Here is a 26932-nt window from a genome sequence, read left to right as displayed (position 1 = left end):
TTCTTGGTTGTGACTAAAAAATATGCTACACTATCAATATGAAAATTTTAATCCCAACAGCAAAAGAAATGAACACAGATTTGCCAAGTATTGAAGTAGCCCCTTTAAAACCAGAAAGTCAGGCTGTGCTGGATGCCTTGGCCCTCTATTCTGCTAGTCAATTGGAGAGTTTTTATAAGGTATCAGCCGAGAAGGCTACGGAAGAATTTCAAAATATCCAAGCTTTAACAAGCCAAACTGCTCAACACTATCCAGCTCTGAAACTTTTTGATGGGCTTATGTATCGCCATATCAAGCGAGATAAATTGACCGAGGCAGAACAAGTCTATCTTGAAAATCATGTCTTCATTACCTCGGCTTTGTACGGTGTTGTGCCAGCCTTGTCGCCTATGGCTCCTCACCGTTTGGATTTTTTGATGAAGTTAAAAGTTGCTGGTAAGACTTTGAAGAGCCATTGGAAGTCAGCTTATGATGAGGCTGTGACGCAGGAAGAAGTGATTTTCTCTCTCCTGTCGTCAGAGTTTGAGACCGTATTTTCTAAGGAAATCAGAGAAAAGATGGTGACCTTTAAATTCATGGAGGATAGAGGCGGTCAGTTGAAGATTCATTCAACCATTTCCAAGAAAGCGCGTGGTGCCTTTCTAACAGCTCTGATAGAAAATCAAGTACAGACGGTGGAGGAAGCTCGCCACTTAAACTTTGCAGAATTTGTCTACCGAGAAGACCTATCCCAGCAACAGGAATTGGTTTTTGTTAAGGAAGTATGAAAAGAGAAAAATTCAAATTGAGGCTCAACTTCTTTGTTTCTAAAACGCATGAGGTTGGATAAAGAGTCTTTAAAATCAGAAAAATGCATATTATCAGATATTGAAAAAATTTGATGATATGCATTTTATTTTTCTAGAGTATTTTGGAGATTTTATACTTTAATTTTACTAGGATTGAAAGAAAAAATTAGTCATTTCCTATCTTTTCTATTGCTTTATCGGTTATCATTTGTTATATTAAAAGTGTAATTATTTTTTATTTAATGACGTAAGTGTTACACTTTTTAGACAGAAAGGAGTATTTTTTTGAACATCAGATGTAAACGCTTACGTATATAGTGAAAGGATTTAGGACTTAATGGATAAAGGATTGTTTGAAAAACGTTGTAAATATAGTATTCGAAAATTTTCATTAGGGGTTGCTTCTGTCATGATTGGTGCAGCTTTCTTTGGAACTAGTACTGTTCTCGCAGATTCTGCTCAGGCTGGTTCTACAGCAAATATGCCAAAAGATTTGGCAGCCGCTCTTGCTAATGCTAAAGAGGACGGTGGGCGCGACTTTGAAGCACCAAAACCTGGTGAAGACCAAGGTTCTCCTGAAGTAACTGAAGGCCCAAAGACTGAAGAAGAATTGCTGGCAAAAGAAAAAGAAACTGCAACAAGCTCAGCAGTTTCAGATACTCTTCCTGAAGAACTACGTGGAAAACTTGATAAGGCTGAAGAAAATGGGCACACTGCCTCAAAAGAAGAACTAGAAAAAGAAGATAAAAGCCTAGTCCCAGAAGATGTTGCTAAAACAAAAAATGGGGTATTAAACTACGGTGCGACTGTCGAAATTAAAAGTGCTGCAGGGCTTGGTAGTGGTATCGTTATTGGGGAAAATCTCGTTTTATCTGTTTCTCATAACTTTATCAAAGATGTTCCAGATGGTAATAATCGTAAGGTAGCTGATAATGTTGAGAGTGATGGAGATGTCTATACAGTTTCTTACAAAGGGGCACCGGACGTCAAATTCAGTAAGAATGATGTGAAACACTGGGATCGTGAAGGGTTCCTCAAAGGATATAAAAATGATCTGGCAATTGTTAAGCTTCGTACACCTCTTGCAAATGCACCTGTTGAAGTGACTGAGAAGCCTGCAACAACTAAGGTAGGAGATAAGGTTCATGTATTTGGATATCCAAAAGGAGAGCTTGATCCAATTTTGAATACTACCGTTGAGGATATTAATAATCACGGAGAAGGTGTCCGTGGAATTAGCTATCAAGGAAGTGAACCAGGTGCCAGTGGTGGCGGTATTTTCGATGAAAATGGGAAATTGATTGGTATCCACCAAAATGGTGTCTCTGGTAAACGTAGTGGTGGTATACTCTTCTCACCTGCTCAGCTAGAATGGATTCAAAACTATATCAAGGGTATTGAAACAAGGAAACCAGCTGGTCTAGATGCTCTCGATAAACAAGTGGAAAGCAAGGAAGAAAAACCAAAAGAGGACAAACCTCAAGAAGAAAAACCAGCTGACAATAAGCCGGCAGAAAACAAACCAGCAGAAAACAAGCCAGCAGAAACTAAACCGAGTGAATCAAAAGAAGTCACTCCAGAATGGAAAACAGTTGAAAAGAAAGAACAACAGGGAACAGTAACTGTCCGTGAAGAAAAAGGAGTTCGTTACAACCAACTAGCTTCAACTGCCCAAAATGACAATGGTAAAAAACCAGCCTTGTTCGAAAAAGATGGTTTGACAGTTGATGCTAATGGAAATGCTACAGTTGATTTGACCTTTAAAGAAGAATCTGAAACAGGTAAGTCTCGCTTCGGTGTCTTCATGAAATTTAAAGACACAGATAACAACGTTTTTGTAGGATATGACCAAGGTGGATGGTTCTGGGAATACAAGACAAGTGGAAGTGGACTTTGGTACCAAGGTAATCGTGTTGCAGCTCCTGTTAATGGCTCAACCAACCACTTGACGATTAGTCTCAAATCAGATGGACAACTGAATGCAACTAATAATGATGTGAAACTTTTTGACACAGTGACCTTGCCATCTGCAGTAAATGACAAATTAAAAGATGAAAAGAAAATTGTTCTTAAAGCTGGAACCTACAATAGTAGTGAAAGAACAATTGTCAATGTCAAAACTGACAACCAAGAAGGAGTTAAAAGCGATCAAGAATCCACTAAAAAAGAAAAGGGCGATACAGTAGATGATAGCAATGTAAAATATGACACTATTCAATCCACAGTATTGAAAGCAGTTATCGACCAAGCCTTCCCACGTGTGAAAGAATATGTTCTAAATGGGAACAAGCTCTCAGGACAAGTGCAACCAATTAATCAAGTGGTGATTAACAAGCACGCTGTGACTCCTGAAGTTACCTATAAAAAGGTTAATGCAACGACTGCTGAATATGAGATGAAACTCCGTGATGAGAAAAATCTCATCAATGCGGATATGACTGTTCGTTTGCAAGTAGTGGATAACCAACTTCACTTTGATGTGACTAAGATTGTCAACCATAACCAGGTAACACCAGGACAGAAGATTGATGATGAACGTAAATTACTTTCTTCAATCAGCTTCCTAGGAAATGCCTTGGTATCTGTTTCCAGTGACCAAGCAGGAGCTAAGTTTGATGGGGCAACCATGTCAAACAATACTCACGTCAGTGGTGATGACCATATCGAAGTAACAAATCCAATGAAAGAATTAGCCAAAGGTTATATGTACGGATTTGTTTCAACAGATAAGCTTGCAGCAGGTGTATGGAGCAACTCACAAAACAGCTACGGTGGTGGTTCTTACGACTGGACACGTTTGACAGCTTACAAGAATACGATTGGCAATGCCAACTATGTGGAAATTCATAGCTCTGAATGGCAATGGGAAAAAGCCCACAATGGAGTTGTCTTCCCAGAATATACAAAGGAACTTCCAAGTGCAAAAGTTGTCATCACTGAAGATGCCAATGCTGATAATAAAGTAGACTGGCAAGATGGTGCGATCGCATACCGTAGCATCATGAACAACCCTCAAGGTTGGGAAAAGGTTAAGGATATCACAGCATATCGTATTGCGATGAACTTTGGTTCTCAAGCACAAAACCCATTCCTTATGACCTTAGATGGTATCAAGAAGATTAACCTCCATACAGATGGTCTTGGTCAAGGTGTACTTCTCAAGGGATACGGAAGTGAAGGACATGACTCTGGACACTTGAACTATGCAGACATCGGTAAACGTATCGGTGGTGTTGAAGACTTTAAGACTCTTATTGCGAAAGCTAAGAAATATGGTGCTCACCTCGGTATCCACGTTAACGCTTCAGAAACCTATCCTGAGTCTAAATATTTTAATGAAAGTATTCTTCGTAAAAATGCAGATGGTAGCTACAGCTACGGTTGGAACTGGCTTGATCAAGGTATCAATATTGATGCTGGTTATGACTTGGCTCATGGGCGTCTAGCTCGTTGGGAAGAGTTGAAGAAAGAGTTGGGTGAAGGTCTAGACTTCATCTACGTCGACGTTTGGGGTAACGGTCAATCAGGTGACAATGGTGCCTGGGCAACTCACGTTATTGCGAAAGAAATTAACAAACAAGGTTGGCGATTTGCTATTGAGTGGGGCCATGGTGGTGAATATGATTCTACCTTCCAACACTGGGCAGCTGACTTGACCTACGGTGGCTATACAAATAAAGGTATTAACAGTGCCATCACTCGCTTTATCCGTAACCACCAAAAAGATTCTTGGGTTGGTGACTACAGAAGTTACGGTGGTGCAGCTGACTATCCACTTCTAGGCGGTTATAGCATGAAGGACTTCGAAGGATGGCAAGGACGTAGTGATTATAACGGTTATGTAACAAACTTGTTTGCTCATGACGTTATGACTAAGTACTTCCAACACTTTACAGTCAGCAAATGGGAAGATGGCAAACCAGTAACCATGACTGACAATGGTAGTACCTATAAATGGACTCCAGAAATGAAAGTCGAATTGGTCGATGCTGCAAATAACAAGGTCGTGGTAACTCGTAAATCCAATGATGTCAACAGTCCACAATATCGTGAACGTACAGTAACGCTCAACGGACGTGTCATCCAAGACGGTTCAGCTTACTTGACTCCTTGGAACTGGGATGCAAATGGTAATAAGCTTGAAAGTGACAAGGAAAAAATGTACTACTTCAATACTGAAGCAGGTGCAACAACTTGGACACTTCCTAGCGACTGGGCAAATGGTAAGGTTTACCTTTATAAACTAACTGACCAAGGTAAGACTGAGGAAAAAGAAGTTGCCGTGAAAGACGGTAAGATTACCCTTGATCTTACTGCAAATCAGCCATATGTTCTCTATCGTTCTAAACAAACAAATCCAGAAATGTCATGGAGTGAAGGAATGCATATCTATGACCAAGGATTTAACAGTGAATCTTTGGATCATTGGAAGATTTCAGGAGATGCTTCCAAGGCTGAAATCGTGAAGTCTCAAGGTGCAAACCAAATGCTCCGCATCCAAGGTAATAAAGAAAAAGTTAGTCTCACTCAAAAATTGACTGGCTTGAAGCCAAATACTAAATACGCAGTCTATGTCGGTGTAGACAACCGTAGTAATGCTAAAGCAAGTATTACTGTTAATACTGGTGAAAAAGAAGTAACCAACTACACTAACAAGTCACTAGCACTTAACTATGTAAAAGCCTATGCTCACAATACTCGTCGAAGCAATGCAACAGTTGATAACACAAGTTACTTCCAAAACATGTATGCATTCTTCACAACAGGTTCAGATGTATCAAATGTAACCTTGACCTTGAGTCGTGAAGCAGGCAATGAAGCAACTTACTTCGATGAAATTCGTACCTTTGAAAATGAATCAAACATGTATGGTGATGGTCACGACACTGCAACAGGTGTCTTTAAACAAGACTTTGAAAATGTCGGCCAAGGTATCTTCCCATTTGTCATCGGTGGTATCGAAGGTGTTGAAGACAACCGTACTCACTTGTCTGAAAAACATGGTCCATACACACAACGTGATTGGAATGGCAAGAAAGTTGATGACGTTATCGAAGGAAATTGGTCACTCAAGACAAATGGTCTCGTAAGTCGTCGAAACTTGGTTTACCAAACAATTCCACAAAACTTCCGCTTTGAAGCAGGCAAGACCTACCGTATTACATTTGACTATGAAGCTGGTTCTGACAACACTTATGCCTTTGTAGTCGGTAAGGGAGAATTCCAATCTGGTCAAACGAGCAATATGGAAGTGCATGAATTGCCAAATACTTGGACAGATTCTAAGAAAGCGAAACGAGCAACCTTCCTTGTGACAGGGGCTGAAACTGGCGATACATGGGTAGGTATCTACTCTACAGGCAATGCAAGTAACACTCGCGGAGACTCTGGTGGTAATGCGAACTTCCGTGGCTACAATGACTTCATCATGGACAGACTTCAAATCGAAGAAATTGTCTTGACAGGTAAGATGATGGCAGAAAATGCTGTCAAGAACTATCTTCCAACTGTTGCTATGACCAACTACACCAAAGAAACAATGGATGCTTTGAAAGAGGCTGTCTTTAACCTTAGTCAAGCAGACGATGATATTAGTGTGGAAGAAGCTAAAGCAGAGATCGCTAAGGTCAATGCTCTTAAAGATGCTTTAGTGATGAAGAAAACAGCTCTAGTGGCGGATGACTTTGCAAGCCTAAGTGCTCCTGCTCAGGCTGGTGAAGGTCTTGCAAATGCCTTTGATGGCAACGTGTCAAGTCTATGGCATACATCATGGGGCGGAGGAGATGTTGGTAAACCAGCTACAATGGTCTTGAAAGAACCGACTGAAATTACTGGTCTCCATTATGTTCCACGTGGTTCTGGTTCAAACGGTAATTTGAGAGATGTGACTCTTGTCGTAACTGATGAAACAGGTAAGGAACATACCTTCAATGCAACAAATTGGGCTGACAATAACAAACCTAAAGATATCAACTTTGGCAAGACGATCAAAGCTAAGAAGATTGTTCTAACAGGAACACGAACTTACGGAGATGGTGGTAATCAATATCAATCAGCTGCAGAATTGGTCTTTACTCGTCCACAAGTGACTGAAGCAGGTCTTGATACTACAGTCTATGAAGCTGCCTTAGCTAAAGCTCAGAAATTGACTGATAAGAGCAATCAAGAAGAAGTAGCAAGTGTTGTTGCCAGCATGAAATTTGCAACAGATAACCATCTCTTAACAAATAGAATGATTAAATACTTTGCAGATTATCTTGATCAATTGAAAGACCAAACACCTACTCCAGCTCCAGAACCGAAACCTGAAACTCCAACATCAAGCAAGGGTGACCAAGTAGCACCAGTCGTTGAAACTCCGGAATTCACAGGTGGTGTAAACGGTGGCGAATCAGCTATCCATGAAGTTCCAGAGTATACAGAACCAATCGGTACAGCAGGAGATGAAGTGGCTGTAAAAGAGGTTCCAGAGTTCACTGGAAGTGTAAATGCGGTAGAATCAGCTGTACATGAAGTTCCAGAGTATACAGGTGTAATAGGAACAGCAGGTGACCAAGTAGCACCTACGGTAGACAAGCCAACTGAGGATGTTCGTATCCTATCAGATAAGGCTACAGGAGTTGTAGTTGCAGGGTTATCAAGAGATTTGACAAAGGATATGCACCTTCAAGTTCAAAAAGTAAGAGACCAAAGTCTACAAGGTATGGAATTTGATGCTTATGCTCTTCATTTGGTAGATAAGGATAATCATAAAGTTCAGCCGAAAGGTGCAGTCCTTGTTAGATTACCGGTTTCTGGTGAAGTGGCCGGGGTATACTATACTGCATCAGGTGAGTCAGTAAACTTTACAAATGGTCAAGGAACAATTGAATTCACAACTAGTCAACTAGGACATTATGCAGTAGTTTATAAACCAGTTTCTAAACAAGAGTCACCATCAACTGAAGAACCTGGAGCTAAGGCGCAGACTTCATCTACTGGGGAAGCAAGAGGTGAGGTACAGACTTCATCAACTGAGGAAGTTGGAGGTAAGGCACAAACTCCATCGACAGATCAATTCAATCAGAAGCAGCAGGATCCAGCAGTACAGGCATTTGAATATCAATCGGTTGATGGCTCTAAACCAGGAATGAAGATAGAAGAAGCAAAAGAAGAAATGAAGGCTAAACTTCCAGAAACTGGTACTAGTCAGTCAGATAAGCTCTTCTTCCTTGCCAGCCTAAGTCTAGCAATGTCTGCTCTACTTCTTGCAAAGAGAAAAGAAGATTAGAATATACAAGAGTTTTCATTAAAAGGGAGCTCAAACTCTCTGCTTGTTCTAGTGGAGAAAAAAGAATACCCAGAGAGGACCTCTAGGTCCTCTCTTTTTCTAAAGGGAAATGAGAACGTTTACGATTGTGAGCGTATGAAAGGAAATAGGAAAAAATGGGAAAACATTTTTTTGAGAAACGGTGTCATTATAGTATTCGTAAATTTACGATTGGTGCAGCTTCTGTTATGATTGGTGCCAGTATCTTTGGTGCTGGCATGGTTCAAGCAGCTGAAACAGAAGGACCTGCTGAGACAGAAGGAACAATAACACAGGCTCATCCTCTGGATAAACTGCCAGCAGATATAGCAGCAGCAATTGAAAAAGTAGAAACTGCTACTACGACGGAGGATACTGAAATTCAACCAAGTGAGACAGAAAGTCAGCCTGAAAATACTGGAGAAACAGTTACAAAACCAACTGAAACTCCTGCTCCTAAGGAAGAAACAACTCCAAAACCAGCAGAAACTCCCAAAGAAGAAGTAGCTCCAGCAGCTAAACCTGCTGAAAAGCCAGTGGCCAAAGATTTGGTCGAAACTCCAGATGTCAATCATTTAGAAAAAGCTTCTGCTACAGCATCAAACCATGAAGCAAACACACAGTACACAGCAGAAAAGGCAATTGACGGAAAACCTGATACTCGCTGGGCTACTGATCAAAATGTTGAAAAACCAACCATCGAATTTACACTTGAAAAGACAACAGTGATTAAGCATGTGGAGATTGATTGGGATCGCCGTGTTCGTGGTGAAAAAAATGATCCAAATATCAAGTCATGGAATCTTTATTACGCTGGCCAGGATGATGTGAATGGTTCGGGAGTTAAAGAATGGAAGTTAGCTTATCAAAGAACAGGCACTCCACTTCTTGGTGAAAAAGTTGATTTGAAAGAGGCTATTCAAGCCAAGTACCTTAAACTTGAAATCACAGATTACCAAGCTGGTACTATGAACTGGAAAAATGTTGGTATTCAAGAAATTCGTGCCTATTCAAACATTCCGGATGCAAGCAAACCAACAGATATTCGTCAGGTGACAGAACTAGAAGTTGCTAAAGATGGAAAATCTCTAGTATTACCTAAATTACCAGGTCAAGTAAGCTTAATTGGTAGCAACAAACAGGGTGTTGTTGATCTCAATAACAAAATCTACAAACCTTTAACAGATCAAACTGTTAAGGTCATGGTCCAACAAGTCAAAGATACTCATACCTTCACAAAAGAATTTGAAGTTCTTATTAAAGGCTTGCATGCAGACGAAGGTGTTGGAACTAAGCCAGCAGTTGCTCCAGCAGTTCAACAATGGTATGGAACTGAAGGAAAAACTTCTATTACATCATCTACTGTTATTTCAGTCGGAGATTCTGGATTTGGTCAAGAAGCCAAATTCTATCAGACTGACCTTGAAAGTCGTGGCTTAGAAATTGCAACAGGCAATCAGACAGCTCAAAAACGAATTGAATTTAAGAAGGTTGAAGACAAGGGATATGGCAAGGAAGGCTATGGTATCACTGTAAAAGATGGTGTTATCACTGTAGAAGCTGCAACAAATGCAGGTGCCTTTTATGCTACACGTACACTTCTTCAAATGGGAGAAAAAGATCTACAGAACGGTGAGATCCGTGACTTCCCAAGCTTCAGCCACCGTGGCTTTATGCTAGACACAGGTCGTAAGTTTATCCCTTATGATACGCTTGTAGACATCATGCTAAACATGGCCTACTACAAGATGAACGATCTTCAGTTGCACCTAAATGATAACTATATCTTCCTAAAAGAGCACTTGGCAGGTAAGAACTTAAGTCCAGAAGAAGAACTGAAGTATGTTCTAGAGCATGCCAAGACAGGCTTCCGTGTGGAGACAGATATTGTTGGTAAGGATGGTCAAAAATTAACATCAGATGAGCACTATACCAAGGAAGAAATGCAAGAAATCATCAAGTTAGCAAAAGCTTTGCATATTAACCTTGTTCCTGAAATTGACACACCAGGTCACGCCCTTTCATTCGTTAAAGTTCGTCCAGACTTGATGTACAAGGGTCAACTTAGTGCGAGAAAACACAATGTAGAACGTGTAGCTATGTTGGACTTGGATAACAAGTACGAAGAAACACTTGCTTTTGTTAAATCAGTCTATGATAAACTTCTTGATGGTCCAGATGCACCCCTTCATGGCGTTTCTACCGTTCATATCGGTACAGATGAGTATTATGGAAGTCCAGAAAGCTATCGTCGCTATGTCAATGACCTCATCAAGTATATCAAAGGAAAAGGTTATACACCACGTATTTGGGGATCACTCAGCGCCAAACAAGGAAAAACGCTAGTTGATTGGAAAGATGTAGAAGTGGATATCTGGAGCCTTGGATGGCAACGTCCAGCAGCTGCAATTGCTCAAGGCGCCAAGATTATCAATATCACAGATGTTCCAACCTATAGTGTCCCAAGTGGTAGCAATAGTCAAGCTGCTTATGGAGATTATGCTAACTATGAAACTCAGTACAACCGTTGGGCACCAAATGACTTCTCAACAGGTGGTGGCCCACGTCTAGAAGCTTCTAATCCTAATATCATTGGTGGTGGTCATGCGGTTTGGAATGATAATATTGACCTCCATGAAACTGGACTTACTTCTTATGATATCTTTAAACGTTTCTTCAAGAGTATGCAGTCTACTGCAGAACGCACTTGGGGTTCAGACCGTGCAGCTAAGACCTATGCAGACCGTATTCAACCAGCAAGTGTCTATGCACCACAATCTAATCCAGATAAGACCGTAGCTGAAGAAGATTTGTTTAAGATCAATCCTGATACTGTTAAAGATTACCTTGCTAAGAAAGTGAAGACAAGTGAAAAAGGATTGAATTTCGATAAAGACAGTACAATCGAAGGTCTAGTTGGTGACGCAGGACCAAGTCATGTCTTGAAAATGGATGTTACTGTAACTGGTGACGGTGAACAAACCTTCTCAACAAGTGGCAATAATCAACTTTATCTTGCAGATAAGGATGGCTATCTTGCCTATACTTTTGAACAATTCCATATTCAATTCAACAAGAAACTTGAAAAGAACAAACGTTATCAAATCTCTGTTGTAACGAAACCACAATCTACAGAAGTTTATGTAGATGGTGAAAAGGTTGAACGTATTGCAAATCCAGCTAATCCTCGTTTTGCTCATAATAGCTTGGTTCTACCACTTGAAACGATCGGTGGTTTCAAAGGAATCTTGCATAGTGCTGAGTTGTCAAATGAACCATTTGTAAATCCACGTTTGATTCCAAATGATCATTTTACAGTTTCTGCAACTAGTCAAGAATTACCAGGTACCAATGCAGAAGGTCCAGTAGAAAAAGCCTTCGACAATGATCCAAACACCTTCTGGCATTCAAAATGGTCTGGACATCAAGCACCATTCACAGTTGCTATGAACTTGAAAGCAAGTGAAAAAGTCAATGGTTTGACTTATCTTCCACGTCCAGGTGGTGGTAATGGTGTCGTGACATCTTATGAAATCTATGCTCAAAAAGATGGTCAAATGGTTAAAGTTGCTTCAGGAACTTGGGAAAACAATGCCAAAGAGAAAACAGTGAACTTTGATGCAGTTGAAACGGATAAGGTAGAGTTAAAAGTTCTAGCAGGTGTTGCAGGATTTGGTAGTGCTGCAGAAATTCAACTTCTGAAACCAGTTTCTACTACCAATGCAGAAAAGCCAGTTAGTCCAGAGAAACCTGTGACTCCAGAAAAACCTAAAGTTGAAGAAGTAAGCGATGGTACAACTGAACTTGCGGATAACTTTGTAGCTACGAAACCTACAAGTGACGAGGCGGTTGCTGCAGCATCGAAAAGTCAAGATTACCTTAAGAAAGAGTACAAGGTCTTCCCAACGCCACAAAAAGTAACTTACGATGAAGGTGTTACAAAACTCCATAAACAAGTTAATCTTGTTATGGGGGATAATTTGGATATCTATACTCGTAACCGCTTGAAGAGTGTTTTACAAGATCATCAAATCTCATACACAAGCAGTCAATCAGCAGTAGCAGGTGCTACCAATATCTACCTTGGTGTTCATGGTCAAAATTCCCAGGCTGAAAAAGAAGTGTCTGGAATTTCTCAAGGACTCTTTGATAAGATTGATGCCTATGCCTTGTCAATCAAGAACAATACAATCTCTATCGTCGGTAAAGATACAGATGCTGTCTTCTACGGTTTGACAACTCTTAAACACATGCTGAATGAAAGTGAAGCTCCAGTCTTGCGTAACGTAACAGTTGAAGACTATGCTGAAATTAAGAACCGTGGCTTTATCGAAGGATACTATGGTAACCCTTGGAGCAATGCTGATCGTGCTGAGTTGATGCGTTATGGTGGTGACTTGAAGTTGACCCAATACTTCTTTGCACCAAAAGATGATCCATATCACAACAAGAAATGGCGTGAACTTTATCCAGAAGAAAAACTAGCTGAAATCCGTGAATTGGCGCGTGTCGGAAATCAAAATAAGACTCGTTATGTATGGACCATCCACCCATTCATGAATAACCGTATCCGTTTTGGCAACGATGCTGACTACCAAAAAGACCTTGAAACTATTAAAGCTAAATTCACTCAATTGATGGATGTCGGTGTTCGTGAGTTCGGTATTTTGGCCGATGATGCACCAAGTCCAGTTGGTGGCTACAATAGCTACAACCGCTTGATGAAGGACATGACAGACTGGTTGACTGAAAAACAAGCAACTTATGGTGGCCTTCGTAAGGAAATGATCTTTGTCCCAGGTCAATATTGGGGTAATGGCCGTGAAGATGAGTTGAAAGCACTCAATGAAAATCTTCCAACTTCAACCTCTATGACCCTTACTGGTGGTAAGATATGGGGTGAAGTATCCGAAAGCTTCCTCTCTAACCTTAAGAACAATCTGACTGCAGGTGGTAAGACCTATCGTCCAGTTTCTCTATGGGTCAATTGGCCTGTTACAGATAATTCTAAACAACACTTAATCTTAGGTGGTGGTGAGAAATTCCTTCATCCAAATGTTGATCCTAGTCTTCTTTCAGGTATCATGTTGAATCCAATGCAACAATCTGAGCCTTCTAAGATTGCCCTCTTCTCTGCAGCTCAATATGCATGGAAACAATGGAAATCAGAAGAAGAAGCTAAGAAAGTAAACGATATTGCCTTCAACTTTGTTGAAAATGGTAAGTTTACAGATAGCGAAGCATCTCTTGCCTTCCGTGAGCTTGGTAAACATATGATCAACCAAAACATGGATGGTCGTGTTGTGAAGTTGGAAGAGTCTGTTGAACTTGCACCGAAATTGGCGGCCTTCATGTCTAAGTTGAAAGCTGGTCAAGATGTTGGTGCAGAGCGTGAAGGATTGCGTGCAGAATTTGCGAAACTAAAAGCTGCAGCTCAACTTTATAAAGCCTCTGGTGATGAAAAGATGCGTGCTCAAATCCACTACTGGTTGGATAATACCATTGACCAAATGGATGCCTTGAGCGCTCTCCTTGATGGTACAGAAGCTATCGAAAAGAACGATTCTGCAAAACTTTGGGATAGTTACTACAAGGGCTTGAAACTCTACGAACAATCACAAACTTATACTTTCCATTATGTAGATCATGATGAAAAAGCTGAGTTAGGTGTTCAACACATCCGTCCATTCTTGCTTGGACTGCGTGAAATCTTGGCAACAGAAGTTCAAAAAGCCTTGCATCCTGATCAAGTGATTAGTACCTTTATCACAAACCGTACAGGTGTAGAAGGCGGACTTGCTGAGGTAACTGATGGAGATTTGGGAACTCATGCATTAATCAAATCGCCAAACAGTATCAAGACTGGTGATTACATTGGTTTGAAATTTAACAAAGCTGTTCCACTCCAAAACTTGACCTTTGCAATGGGAACTCAAGCAAATCCTCGTGATACCTTTAACAATGCTAAGGTTGAGTATCTTAATGAAAATGATGAGTGGGTAACACTTTCAGAACCAAGCTACACTGGAAATGAATCTCTTATTAAATATGAAAAACTCAATATTCGTGCCAAGGCTGTTCGAATGATTGCGACTTCAGATCGTGATAATACTTGGTTTGCTGTAAGAGAAATTGCTGTTAACCGCCCTGTAGAAGTTACTCGTGCTAAACAGGCAGCTACTGTGACGATTAGTCCAAATCTTATGTACAAGTACAATACGACAGTTGGTCAGATTACAGACGGTCGTGACAATACTGAAGCCATGCTTGCGAATGCTGATCGAACTGATACAACTCCAGTAAATAGTTGGGTACAACTAGACTTAGGCGAAGTCAAACCTGTGACTAAGGTTCGTCTCCACCAAGGTTCAGGAGATAAATTAGCAGAAGGTGTTCTTGAATATTCTGCAGATGGTAACTCATGGCAAGAATTGGATCGCTTGACTGGTGAACAAACCAAAGAAATCGAAACTCCAATTTCAGCTCGCTATGTTCGTATTCGCAATACTAAGAACATCAACCTATGGTGGCGTATCGCTGACTTCTCAGTTGAAACACGTACAGGCAATAGCCAATTGACTGATACAAACGTTGAAAGCTTGAAGTCAACTCCAGTTGATGATAGCCTAGGCCGTTATAATATGCAAATTCCGAGCGGAACAAAACTTCCAGCTAAGAGTTATTTGGGTATGAAACTTGATCGTCTTCACCAAGCTGAACTCATTCAAGCAGTTGGTGCAGAAAATCCATCCCTCAATTTGGAATACTCTCCAAATGCCCAAGAATGGTATCCAGCTGATCAAGTGACAGATAAGTCTTTGGTACGTTATGTTCGTTTGGTCAACAAGACTGACCAAGAACAAGCAGTGACAGCAACCTCTCTACTTGTTCAGACAAAAGAAGTTCAACCAACCACACTTGATTCGACATCAATGGGCATCCATCCAACATACGGTAGAAATGATGTACGTAAGATTAAGAACTTGGATCAATTGTTCGACGGAGTTTACAATAACTTTGTAGAGTTTTCAGACTATGCGCGTAAAGATGGTCATATCACCTTGAAGCTCGGTAGTGAACGTGCAATTAAGAAAATTAGAGCTTACATTCAAGACGGCACTCAAAACTATCTCCGTGATGGTAAGATTCAAGTCAGTCAAGATGGCAAGACTTGGACAGATCTTGTGACAGTTGGTGATGGTGTTGCCAATGAGACACGTGATGATTCCTTGACAGATGGTTGGACACATGATTCTAAGATGCCAGGAAACCGCTACATCGAGGGTGAACTTGCAAGTCCAGTTAAAGCCAATTATCTCCGTGTTCTATTTACAGCTAACTATGATGCTCGTTTTGTAGGCTTCACTGAGTTGGTTATCAATGATGGCGAATTCGTGAAACCGATTAATGATCCAACTGTTCAAGGAAACAGTGGTGAAAGCCAAGGTAACCTCTACAGCAACCTCGTAGATGGTAAAGTCTTGACCAGCTACAAGGCTGAGAAAGACCAAGGTGAGCTTGTTTACCACTTGTCAGAACCGACAGATGTGAACCATATCCGACTTGTTTCAAGTCTTCCGCAAGGAGTGAAGGCTCGAGTATTGGCTCGAACTCTTAAATCAGATAAAAGAGATTCTTGGTCAGAAATAGGTGAGATTACCTCAAGCTTCCAAACATTTGCTGTCCGAGATAAATCTCCATTATTGGATGTGAAACTTGTTTGGGAAGGAGGTAAACCAGAGTTCTACGAAATGACGACATTCCACCAAGAACTTCCAGAGGAACCAGCCAAACCGGCTCCAACTACAAGTAAGGGTGACGAACCATCACCAGTAGTAGAAGTCCCAGAATTTACTGGTGGCGTAAATGGTGTCGAAGCAGCTGTTCATGAAGTTCCAGAATATACTCAAGTCATTGGAACAGCAGGTGATGATGTGGTTCCAGTAGTAGAAGGGCTAGAATTCAAAGGCGGAGTAAACGCAGTTGAGGCAGCTACCCATGAAGTTCCAGAGTATACTGAATCTATGGGAGACTCAAGCAAGCTACCATCACCAGTAGTAGAAGTCCCAGACTTCAAGGGTGGCGTAAATGGCACTGAAGCAGCTGTCCATGAAGTCCCAGAATATAAAGAAACAGCAAGCCCTCAAGCCACTCCAACAGAGGAAAACTTGAAAGATTCGGTTGATAAAGTCGATGGAGATAAGATGAGCAGTGGCAATAGTGATGTTGAAACTACTGTTGAAAAGTTCGATGAATTTGCAAGTGCATCAGTGAAAACAGATCAAGCACAAAAACAAGAACAACCACAAACATCGGTTGCTAAAGTTAAAGATCAACTTCCAGCAACAGGTGGAGAAGAATCAGCTACTTTAGCCTTGTTAGGTGGTCTTGGGCTAGTTCTCTCTGCCGTGTTTGTCAAAAAAGGGAAAAAGGATTAAGAATTCGAAAAAGAGTTATTCAATAATCCTAGATAAACATTAATGTCACAATAAAACCACACAGTGATTTCAGTATTGAGAATCATCAAGCTGAAAGCAATACTGTGTGGTTTTTGAATAGTTGATAGTTTCGGACCAGATTCTTTATCCATTGTTAAGCTTCTCGTTATAGGATGCGGCCTCAATATTTTTTTGTTATATTAAAATCATAAAAAAGATTGCAATTTTTTGCTCATTTTGATATATTCAATATATATAAAAACAAACTTGATGCTTAGTTGTGTATTCTGAAGGAGGTTATTTTTTCTAAAAAGTAAACGCTTACTTAGTATCAAGAAAAAGAAATGAGGATTTTAATGAACAAAAGACTTTTCGACAAACGTTGTCATTATAGCATTCGTAAATTTGCTATAGGTGCGGCATCTGTAATGATTGGGGCTAGTATATTTGGTATTTCAGCTGTACAAGCTGAGGAGGTGGCTTCATCCAATACTCAAACAGAAGGAACAACGATTCATCAAGCCCAACCTTTAGATAAGCTTCCTGATGATGTGGCAGCTGCTATCGCAAAGGCTGATGAGAATGGTGGACGTGAGTTCGTAAAACCAAAAGTTGAGACAACAGAAAACAATGAAAGTAAGGATACAGAGTCTGCTAAACCTGTTAATGAAGGTAACCATGAATTGGTTAGTCCTAAAGTTGAAACTCCAAATAAGGTAGGAGAAGAAAACGAAGTTGAAGAGAAGCAAAAAGTTGAAGAGATAAATCCAAAGACTGTGGAAGATGCTCCGAAGTCTACAGCAGCAGTTGAAACAGATGTAAAAGAGGATGCTAAAAAAACTTCAGAAAAGGATCAGGTAAAACCGACTGCAGATCTCAAACCTTCGTCTGAAAAAACGCAAGCGCTTTCTAAAGACTTAAGTGAAGCGGATGTTGAAAAAGAGAAGCAGCTATTATCGGAGCGAAAACAAGATTTTAATAAAGATTGGTATTTTAAACTAAATGCCCAAGGAGATTTTTCAAAAAAAGATGTGGATGTTCATGATTGGTCTAAATTGAATCTTCCACACGATTGGAGTATTTATTTTGACTTCGATCACAAGTCTCCTGCTCGTAATGAAGGTGGACAGTTAAATGGTGGAACAGCTTGGTATCGTAAGACTTTTACATTGAATGAAGCAGACAAGAACAAGGATGTTCGTATCAATTTTGATGGTGTTTACATGGATTCTAAGGTTTATGTAAATGGTAAATTTGTAGGCCATTATCCAAGTGGTTATAATCATTTTTCTTATGATATTACAGAATTTTTGAACAAGGATGGCAGTGAAAATTCCATTACCGTTCAAGTGACTAATAAGCAACCAAGTAGTCGTTGGTATTCTGGAAGTGGGATTTATCGTGATGTAACCCTTAGTTATCGTGATAAAGTCCATGTTGCGGAAAATGGGAACCACATTACAACACCAAAATTAGCTGAACAAAAAAATAGCAATGTTGAAACACAAGTTCAAAGTAAGATTAAAAATACAGATAAAAAGGCTGCGAATGTCTTTGTGGAGCAACAAATTTTCACCAAGGAAGGTAAGCCTGTTTCAGAATTAGTTCGTTCTGCAACTAAGAGTTTGGCAGAAAATGAAACAGCACATTTTAATCAGAATATCTTGGTCAATCAGCCAACTCTTTGGACAATGAAAAGTTACCATCCTCAACTTTATGTTCTTAAAACAAAAGTCTATAAAGAAGGCCAGTTAGTTGATGTAACAGAAGATACATTCGGTTACCGTTATTTCAACTGGACAGCTAAGGATGGTTTCTCTCTGAATGGTGAACGCATGAAATTCCACGGAGTAAGTATTCACCATGATAACGGAGCTTTGGGTGCAGAAGAAAATTATAAGGCTACTTATCGTAAATTAAAACTTCTGAAAGATATGGGAGTGAACTCCATTCGTACAACCCACAACCCAGCGAGCCCTCAATTGCTAGATGCTGCGGCGAGTCTAGGACTTTTGGTTCAGGAGGAGGCTTTTGATACCTGGTATGGTGGCAAGAAGACTTACGACTATGGACGCTTCTTTGATCAAGATGCAACTCATCCAGAGGCTAAGAAGGGAGAGAAATGGTCTGATTTTGATCTTAGAACAATGGTAGAGCGTGATAAGAACAATCCGTCTATTGTGATGTGGTCTCTTGGAAATGAGGTAGAGGAAGCAAATGGTAGTCCTCGTTCTATCGAAACTGCTAAACGTTTGAAGGCTGTCATTAAAGCGATTGATACCGAGCGTTATGTTACTATGGGTGAGAATAAATTTAGTCGTGCAGCGACAGGTGATTTCTTAAAAGTTGCAGAAATCATGGATGCTGTGGGTATGAACTATGGAGAGCGTAATTATGAAGCTGTTCGTAGAGCTCATCCAGACTGGCTCATCTATGGTTCTGAAACTTCTTCAGCTACTAGAACGCGTGATTCTTATTACAATCCTGCTCAAATCCTTGGACACGATAACCGTCCAAATCGTCATTATGAACAATCTGACTATGGTAATGACCGTGTTGGATGGGGAAGAACAGCTACTGAGTCATGGACTTTTGACCGTGATCATGCTGGCTATGCTGGTCAATTTATCTGGACAGGAATTGACTATATCGGTGAACCAACTCCATGGCATAACCAAGATAATACACCTGTAAAAAGTTCTTACTTTGGTATCATCGATACGGCTGGTTTACCGAAGAATGATTTTTACCTTTACCGTAGTGAGTGGTATAGTGCTAAAGAAAAGCCAACTGTTCGCATTTTACCACATTGGAACTGGACTGATGAGACCCTTAAGGAGCGTAAGATGCTGGTTGATGGAAAGGTTCCAGTTCGTACCTTCTCAAATGCAGCAAATGTCGAATTATTCTTAAACGGTCAGTCGCTTGGTAAAAAGGAATTTACTAAGAAGAGAACAGAGGATGGGCGTCCATATCATGAGGGAGCTAAACCAAGTGAATTGTATCTTGAGTGGCTTGTAAAATACCAACCAGGTACACTGACTGCGATTGCTCGAGATGAAAATGGCAACGAAATTGCGCGTGATAGTGTGACAACTGCTGGGGAGCCAGCAAGAGTTCGTCTGACTAAAGAAGAGCATGTTATCACAGCAGATGGTAAAGATTTATCTTACATCCATTACGAAATTGTTGATGGCGAAGGGAATGTTGTTCCGACAGCGAATAATCTTGTTCATTTCAATCTTCATGGTCAGGGACAGATTGTTGGTGTGGATAATGGAGAACAAGCTAGCCGTGAGCGTTACAAAGCTCAAGCAGATGGAACATGGCAAAGAAAAGCCTTCAATGGTAAAGGGGTTGTCATTGTAAAATCAACAGAAAAAGAAGGTAAATTTACTCTTTATGCAGATTCTGCTGGTTTAACATCTGATAGTGCAACAGTTGCAACCGTGTCTGGTAAGAAAGAAAACCGTCACTTTATAGCCTATGCTCCTGTGAAGGCCACAACTGATGTGAGTACCACTCCGGAATTACCACAAACAGTAACAGCGATTTATAGCGACGGCAGTGTTGAGGAAAAAGCTGTGACTTGGAAAGTGCCATCTGACTTGCTTACAAGTGCAGGTGAGAAAAAAGTATTTGGTAATGTCGAAGGTCTCGAAGCTAAGGCTGAAGCCCTTATCAAGGTAGTTGCACTTGATAAGTGGTTGCCTAAGGTAGCAACAGTTCCAGTTGGTACAACGGCAGCTGATTTGGATAAAACGGTTACGGCTGTTTTGTCAGATGGTAGCTTAATTGATACCGATGTCGTTTCTTGGACTTTGAAAGATCCTACCGCCTTGACTAAAGAAGGTGGACGAACTGAAGCAACTGGTAAATTGGCAGATGACGATCGTGAAGTAACTGCAACCTTTATCGCAAGCGACAAGGAAACAGAAAGTACTGTTACAGGTCTCACGGTTGGAGATAAGACTCTTGAAAACTTTGAGCCTGGAAAGACTTATTACCGAGTATCCCTTCCTTACACCGCTAAAATCCCAAGTGTTGGAGCTCGAACTACTGGTTATCAAGTGACTGTTCAGCAAGCTTCTGCTGATAATGGTTATCAGGCTTCTGTCTTTTTGAGTGACCAAAAGGGTGACTTGGTTCAAACTTATTTGATTCAATTCGTGAAGGAAGCACCTGCTTTGACTCGTTTGGAAGTAAGCGTTGAAGGAAAAGAGAAAGCAACAGAAGATCAAGTTCTCCCTTATCATGTGATTGGGCATTATGAGGATGGTTCACAGACAGAATTTGCAGCGTCAGATGTCCACTTGGAAGCCAAGTCAGCTGATGGTGGTCATCTTGAAGTAAATGGACAGAACTTGTTGCTCTATACTAAGGGTCGTGTTACTTTAACTCCTCATATTGACAATCAAACAGAAAAAACGCAATCTGTCGCAACTGAATTGGTGATTAAAGAAAATAAAGTAGAGAAGAAAATTGTCAAACTTCATCCTGTTTCTATCTCTACAGATATCAATCAGCAACCGAATTTGCCTAGTCAAGTTGGAGCAGAATTTGATAAAGGCTTGCCTCGTAAGGTAGCTGTAACTTGGGACAAGGTAGATGCAAAAGATTTGAGCTACTATCATAGCTTTACCCTTAAAGGACATGTAGAAGGTACAGATATTGAGGCTCAAGCAACGGTGACGGTAGAAGGCTTACAAGTTGCAGAGGAAATCAGCCTTACTCTTCCTAAGGGTGAGACAGTTCAATTGCCAGCTAGTGTACGTGCTTACCATTCTAATGGAACCACTATCTACAAAGATGTGGTTTGGGATAAGGTTCCAGCTAACTTTAGTCAAACTGAAGGGGTGTATGAAATCAATGGTCATTTAGCTGGTAGCAATCTGACCACCAAGGCTCATGTCCGTGTTTCTAGTCAAGTGGTTGCTGGAAATAATATCTCTAAACAATGGACAGGTTCCCAATTGCCAGCTGCCATTGTATCCAATACAGGAGGAGATGACTCAGCTAATTCCTTGAACGACCTGACTGTGTCAAGAACGTCGACAGATACTAAAAATAGATGGACTACTTGGAGAACAGATACTGATAATGACTGGGCTTCTATCTTGTTTGGTAATTCAGGAGACTTGACAAAACGCTTTGTTGATAATCTTTCAGTTGATTTCTATACTGATGGAGCGATTGGTCTTCCAAAAGAATATGTTATTGAATACTATGTCGGTCAAGAAGTCCCAGATCTTCCAAATGATGTCAATAATGCCCAACGTGATAGCAATCATCCATTCAATAATGCAGCTAACTGGAAAGAGGTGGAACACCTCAAAGCTCCAGGACAATTATCTGCAGGTAAAACCAACCACTTTACATTTGATAAGGTAGAAACCTATGCTGTTCGTATGCGCATGAAGAAAGCAGATGGAACTGCTGGTGTTGGTTTGACAGAGCTAACTGTCCTTGGAAATAAGGTAATGAGCTCTACAAGCTCAGAAATTTCTATCCAAGTAGATGGCAAGAAGCTTGAACATTTCAATCCATCTAAGACAGACTATTATATTCCTCAATCTAGCAAGGAAATCACTGCAACAGCTAGCAATAATGGTCTGGTAACAGTTGTGCCTGCAACAAGTGAAAAAGGTGCGACAAGTCTTATCTTAAAAGCTGAGGATGGAACTGTTCTGAAAGAATATCGCATCTTCCGTGATGATGAAAAAGAGTCAACACAACCAGTAGCTGCAGAAAATAGTGCTAAGACTTTGAATGTAGGTGATCAACTTCAATTGCCTGCTGAAGTGACAGTTTACTATCCTTCACAAGCTGGTTGGGTTAAATCTAACCTTGCTGTCCAATGGGATGCGGTCCCTGAACATGCAACGGAACATGAGGGAAGTTTTGAGGTAACTGGTCATGTCATTGGTACAAATCTAAGTACCAAAATGCAGGTAACAGTTGTTTCTAAAGGTAACCAAGCTCTGTCAGAAAATCCAAGCAACAATGAAACGGATTCTAAAGCCTTTGCTTCGACAACGAACGATACACAAGCAGCTTCACATGATAGAATTTTCTATATCAATGATGGAAAATACAATGAAGATGGACGTTGGACAAACTGGTCTCGTACTCCGAAAAATCAAGAAACTTCTGTTGGCCTACTCTTTAAGAAGGATGGAAAAATTGCCTCTCAATCCATTGGAAAAGTAGCTATTCAGTTCTTTAAAGATAGTGGAACAGATGCTCCAGAGAAAATGGTTCTAGAAAGATATATTGGTCCTGCCTTTACAGAACCAAGTACGATTTCTCGTTACGAGGAAAATGCCGACCATCCATTTAACAAGGCAGAAAACTGGCAAGAAATTCCTTACAAGGCATCTGGAGAAATCGTAGCTGGTAAACCAATAGAGTTTAACTTTGATCCGATTCAAACGACAGCTATTCGTGCCCGTATGACTCGTAAGGCTACTACTAATGGTTTGGCAGTTGTAGAATTTACAGCCTACTCTGCAGGCAAGGGAGCAGAAGTGGAGACACCATCAGCGACTATTTCGATCGATGGAAAAGCACTGGAAAACTTTGATCCAAATGTGACAGATTATACACTAACAGCAATGAGTTCCCAACCAAAAGTCACTGCGACAACTAGTGGACATGGAGTAGTTACAGTTGTGAATCCTGGAAATACCAATCTTCCAACACTCGTACGTCTTGTTTCTAAAGATGGAAATCTTGTGAAAGAGTATCGTTTACGCTTTAAGACAACCTTCCAAACAACTCCGACAGAAGGAGTTAAGAACTTAGTAGCAGAAACTCCAAGCTTAGAAATTGAAAAGACTCCGCTACCATTTAAAGAAGTTATTCGTGAAAATCCTGAACTTGCTCAAGGTCAACGTCGTGTAGTTTCTGAAGGACAAAATGGAGAAAAAGTTGACTATATTCAAGTATCAGGAGCTACTAGAACTCTGGTTCATACTGAACAAAGAAAGGCTCAAGATCGCATTATTGAGGTAGGAGTAAAACCATCTATTTCAAATAGTAAAGGTGAGGAACATGCGCCAGTCAACGAAGTTCCAGAATTCAAAGGCGGTGCTAACTTTGTAGAAGCAGCAGTCAACGAAGTTCCAGAATTTAAAGGCAGTGCTAACTTTGTAGAAGCAGCAGTCAACGAAGTCCCTGAATTCAAGGGAGGTGCTAACTTTGTTGAAGGAGCAGTTAACGACATTTCAGAATACAAAGGGAAACAATCGACTGTTGGTAATCAGGTAGCACCAGTCGATGAGAAACCTGACTTTAAAGACGAGGTAAACACAGGAACTCCTCAAGATAGCAAACTTCCAGGGGATAAAGCTATTCCAGAAACAGTAGGAAATCATGAAGCACCAGTTCGTGAGAAAGCAGAGCATCCAGTACAGAACTTAGCTAATAACCAGACTACAGAAAGAAAGGCTTCAGCAGTCAAAGAAGATCAAAATAGCTTACCAGAAACTGGTGAGAGAGAATCTGATACAGCTATCTTCTTAGCAGGTGTTAGCTTGGCCTTGTCAGCAGCACTATTGACTGCAAAACGTAAAGAAGATTAGACTTTATCTCTAAAGCATTCTGATTTTTATAAATTAATCGAGGATTAAAACTTGAATCTATAAGTAAGTAGAGCTGCTATGATATAGAACCTCAATTTGAGGAGAAATACAGTAGATCCCTGCATGATAAAACGCATCGTATTAGAGTTTTGATTGAACTGCACCCCAAAAGTTAGACAGAAAAAATCTAACTTTTGGGGTGTTTTTATTATGAAATTAACTTATGATGGTAAAGTTCAGATCTATGAACTTAGAAAACAAGGATATAGCTTAGAGAAGCTTTCAAATAAATTTGGGATAAATAATTCTAATATTAGGTACATGATTAAATTAATTTCTATAAATATTTTAGGAGTTGTAGTGCACTATTCTAGTTTTAATCTATTATAATTTATAAAAATGTTTTAGAGGCAACATTGTACTATTCTAGATTAAATATCTTATAAAGGACCTTCCAGAATTCCATGCTTTAGACAGGACTGTTAAGTTATACTCAATGAAAATCACAAAGCAAACTAGGAAGCTAGACGCAAGCTTTACTTGAGTACGGTAAGGCGATGCTGACGTGGTTTGAAGAGATTTTCGAAGAGTATTAGGTATGAAAAAAAACCACCCAAATGGGTGGCAATGAGTCATAAAATATCTTTATTTGATAGCATTAACCAAGTCTTCCGCTTGTTTTTCAAGTGAATTTAGGACTGTTTCTTCAAGAACCAATTTTCCGTCTGCCCAAGCAGAGTCATTAACACGTGCAGCAGTGAAATCACCAACGACTTGTGTACGGATAAATGGCAAGAGGTCTTTGTAAATAGCGAAGAGTTGATCGTGACCTGCATTGGCTACAGATGATACTGTGATAAATTTGTCTTGAAGGGCAGAAGCGCCACGTGTATCAGATAAGTCAAGAGCGCGAGATAGCCAGTCAAGCAAGTTTTTCACTGTACCAGGGATAGAGAAGTTGTAGACTGGAGAGAAAATCCAGATAGCATCAGCAGCTAGAACCGCTTCACGAGCAGCAGCTACAGCTGGGTGAGTTGGAACTTCCAAATCTTGGCTGAAGAGAGGAATAGCTGAATAATCGAGGTAGCTAACTTCTGCTTTACCAGCAAGTGCTTTCTCAGCTGCGAGGGCCATTTGGTGGTTGAAAGAACCTTGGCGTAGGGATCCGACGATAAATAAAACTTTTTTAGACATGATGTGTCTCCTTTTTCTTAAATTTTCGAGAATTCTCTCGTTGTTATAAAATATATTACAACAAAACAAAACAACTTGCAAGAAATTTGCTCAAAGATTATTTGAAAACTATAAAATTGCAGAAACTCAAGCCACTTGTGACTGGAATGCACTTGGTTTTCGCAGAGCATTCCTATATTCTCTTGTAATATGATGACATAAGTGTTAAAATAAACGAGAAAATTTGCAATAGAAACTACAGAACAGTTTTTTCGGTATCATTTCATAAACAATTAAACGAAAATAATGGCATTGAAGAATGCTTCTAAAAGGAGTGGAGATCATGTAAGGCATAGATTAACAAGTGACGGACAAAAGAAATAATAATACACTTGTTAAGGAGAAAAGATGTTAATAAGAAATTATCGGAAAAATATTGGTCTGATGGCCGGAGTTGAGTTTTTTGCATTTTTAGGGATTACCAGTTTTTGGATTCTCTTTCTCAGTCAAAACGGCATGTCTCTTTGGCAGATTGGACTTCTGGAAAGTATCTTTCATACGACCAGTCTTATCTGTGAAATTCCATCTGGAATGTTAGCTGACCGCTATTCCTATAAGACCAACCTTTATTTAAGTCGTATAGCAGGGATTGTGTCTTCTATTTTTATGTTGGCTGGGCAGGGAAATTTTTGGATTTATGCCTTAGCGATGGCGGTAAGTGCCTTGTCTTATAATTTTGATTCAGGCACAAGCGCAGCAATGGTCTATGACTCGGCTGTAGAGGCTGGACTAAAGGAGCGTTACTTATCTATTTCAAGTTTTATGTCAGGAGTAGCAGAAGGAACTCGGTCTTTGGGGACAGTGTTGGCGGGATTTTTTGTCCATGGTCAATTGCATCTGACCTACTATATCATGATTGCCGCTTCTATTATAGTTCTTTTCCTGATTTGGATGCTGAAAGAACCCACTGTCAAGCTAGAAAAAACTGATAGTGTGACCATGAAACAGATTATTTGGACCGTTAAGGAAGAGTTGGAGCGAAATCCCATGCTCTTCAACTGGATGATTTTATCTCAGATTGTCGGAACAATCATGTGCATGTTTTATTTTTACTATCAAAATCAGTTACCAGATTTAAGTAGTTGGCAAATTTCAGCAGTTATGCTACTTGGTAGTCTCTTGAATATCGTCGCAGTCTATCTAGCGAGTAAGATTGGAAAGAAATATGCCACCTTGAAGATTTTCCCTATTCTCGTCATGCTGACTGGAATTACCTACCTGCTGTCCTACTTTGGAACACCTCTAATCTATATTTTGATTTATTTGATTAGTAATGCTCTATATGCTCTTTTTCAGCCGATTTTTGACAATGATTTGCAAGGGCGCCTTCCAAGTGAAGTAAGGGCAACCATGCTAAGTGTTTACTCTATGATGTTTAGCCTAAGTATGATTGTGTTCTTCCCACTGACAGGGTGGTTGATTGACAATTTAGGCTTTGTGCTAACATTTCTTTATCTAGGATTATTTTTAGTCTTGATTAGCCTTCTACTGCCTGTCTTTTTAGGAAAAATGGCTAAAAGAATGGATAATAAAATAATACCATAGATTAAAAGAACTTCTAAAAACTTGAGTGTCAGACTCAGGTTTTTTTAATACGGTGAT

Annotated in this window: 6 protein-coding genes; 5 read left to right on the top strand and 1 reads right to left on the bottom strand. The window is 40.1% G+C overall.

Features of this window, described 5'->3' with window-relative positions:
- Positions 1 to 38: 38 nt before the first annotated feature.
- The 4 genes from AXK38_07525 (at position 39) to AXK38_07510 (ending at position 24097) form a co-directional block, all read left to right on the top strand.
- Positions 39 to 767 carry a hypothetical protein gene (locus AXK38_07525; protein ID AMH89097.1) on the top strand — a complete coding sequence of 243 codons (729 nt, stop codon included), beginning with the start codon at positions 39 to 41 and terminating at the stop codon, positions 765 to 767.
- Between the two features lie 1825 nt (positions 768 to 2592).
- Positions 2593 to 8058, top strand: coding sequence for an endo-alpha-N-acetylgalactosaminidase (locus AXK38_07520; protein ID AMH89666.1), 5466 nt, complete (start codon positions 2593 to 2595; stop codon positions 8056 to 8058).
- Positions 8059 to 8213: 155 nt separating this feature from the next.
- Positions 8214 to 16514, top strand: a complete 8301-nt coding sequence (locus tag AXK38_07515) for a hyaluronoglucosaminidase (protein ID AMH89096.1) — start codon at positions 8214 to 8216, stop codon at positions 16512 to 16514.
- Between the two features lie 356 nt (positions 16515 to 16870).
- Complete coding sequence (locus AXK38_07510) at positions 16871 to 24097, top strand: beta-galactosidase (protein AMH89095.1); 7227 nt, start codon at positions 16871 to 16873, stop codon at positions 24095 to 24097.
- 645 nt (positions 24098 to 24742) lie between these two features.
- Here the strand turns inward: AXK38_07510 and AXK38_07505 are convergent.
- A complete protein-coding gene (locus tag AXK38_07505) occupies positions 24743 to 25291 on the bottom strand; it encodes an NADPH-dependent FMN reductase (GenBank protein AMH89094.1) in 549 nt (182 codons plus the stop codon).
- Between the two features lie 387 nt (positions 25292 to 25678).
- Here AXK38_07505 and AXK38_07500 point away from each other — a divergent pair, with 387 nt between their 5' ends.
- Positions 25679 to 26875, top strand: coding sequence for an MFS transporter (locus AXK38_07500; GenBank protein ID AMH89093.1), 1197 nt, complete (start codon positions 25679 to 25681; stop codon positions 26873 to 26875).
- Positions 26876 to 26932: the final 57 nt, after the last annotated feature.

Source organism: Streptococcus mitis, from assembly GCA_001560895.1.
In the GTDB taxonomy this organism is placed as follows: domain Bacteria; phylum Bacillota; class Bacilli; order Lactobacillales; family Streptococcaceae; genus Streptococcus; species Streptococcus mitis_Q.
The sequence above is the reverse complement of the archived record's forward strand: the minus strand, read 5'-3'. Positions and strand labels throughout refer to the sequence as shown.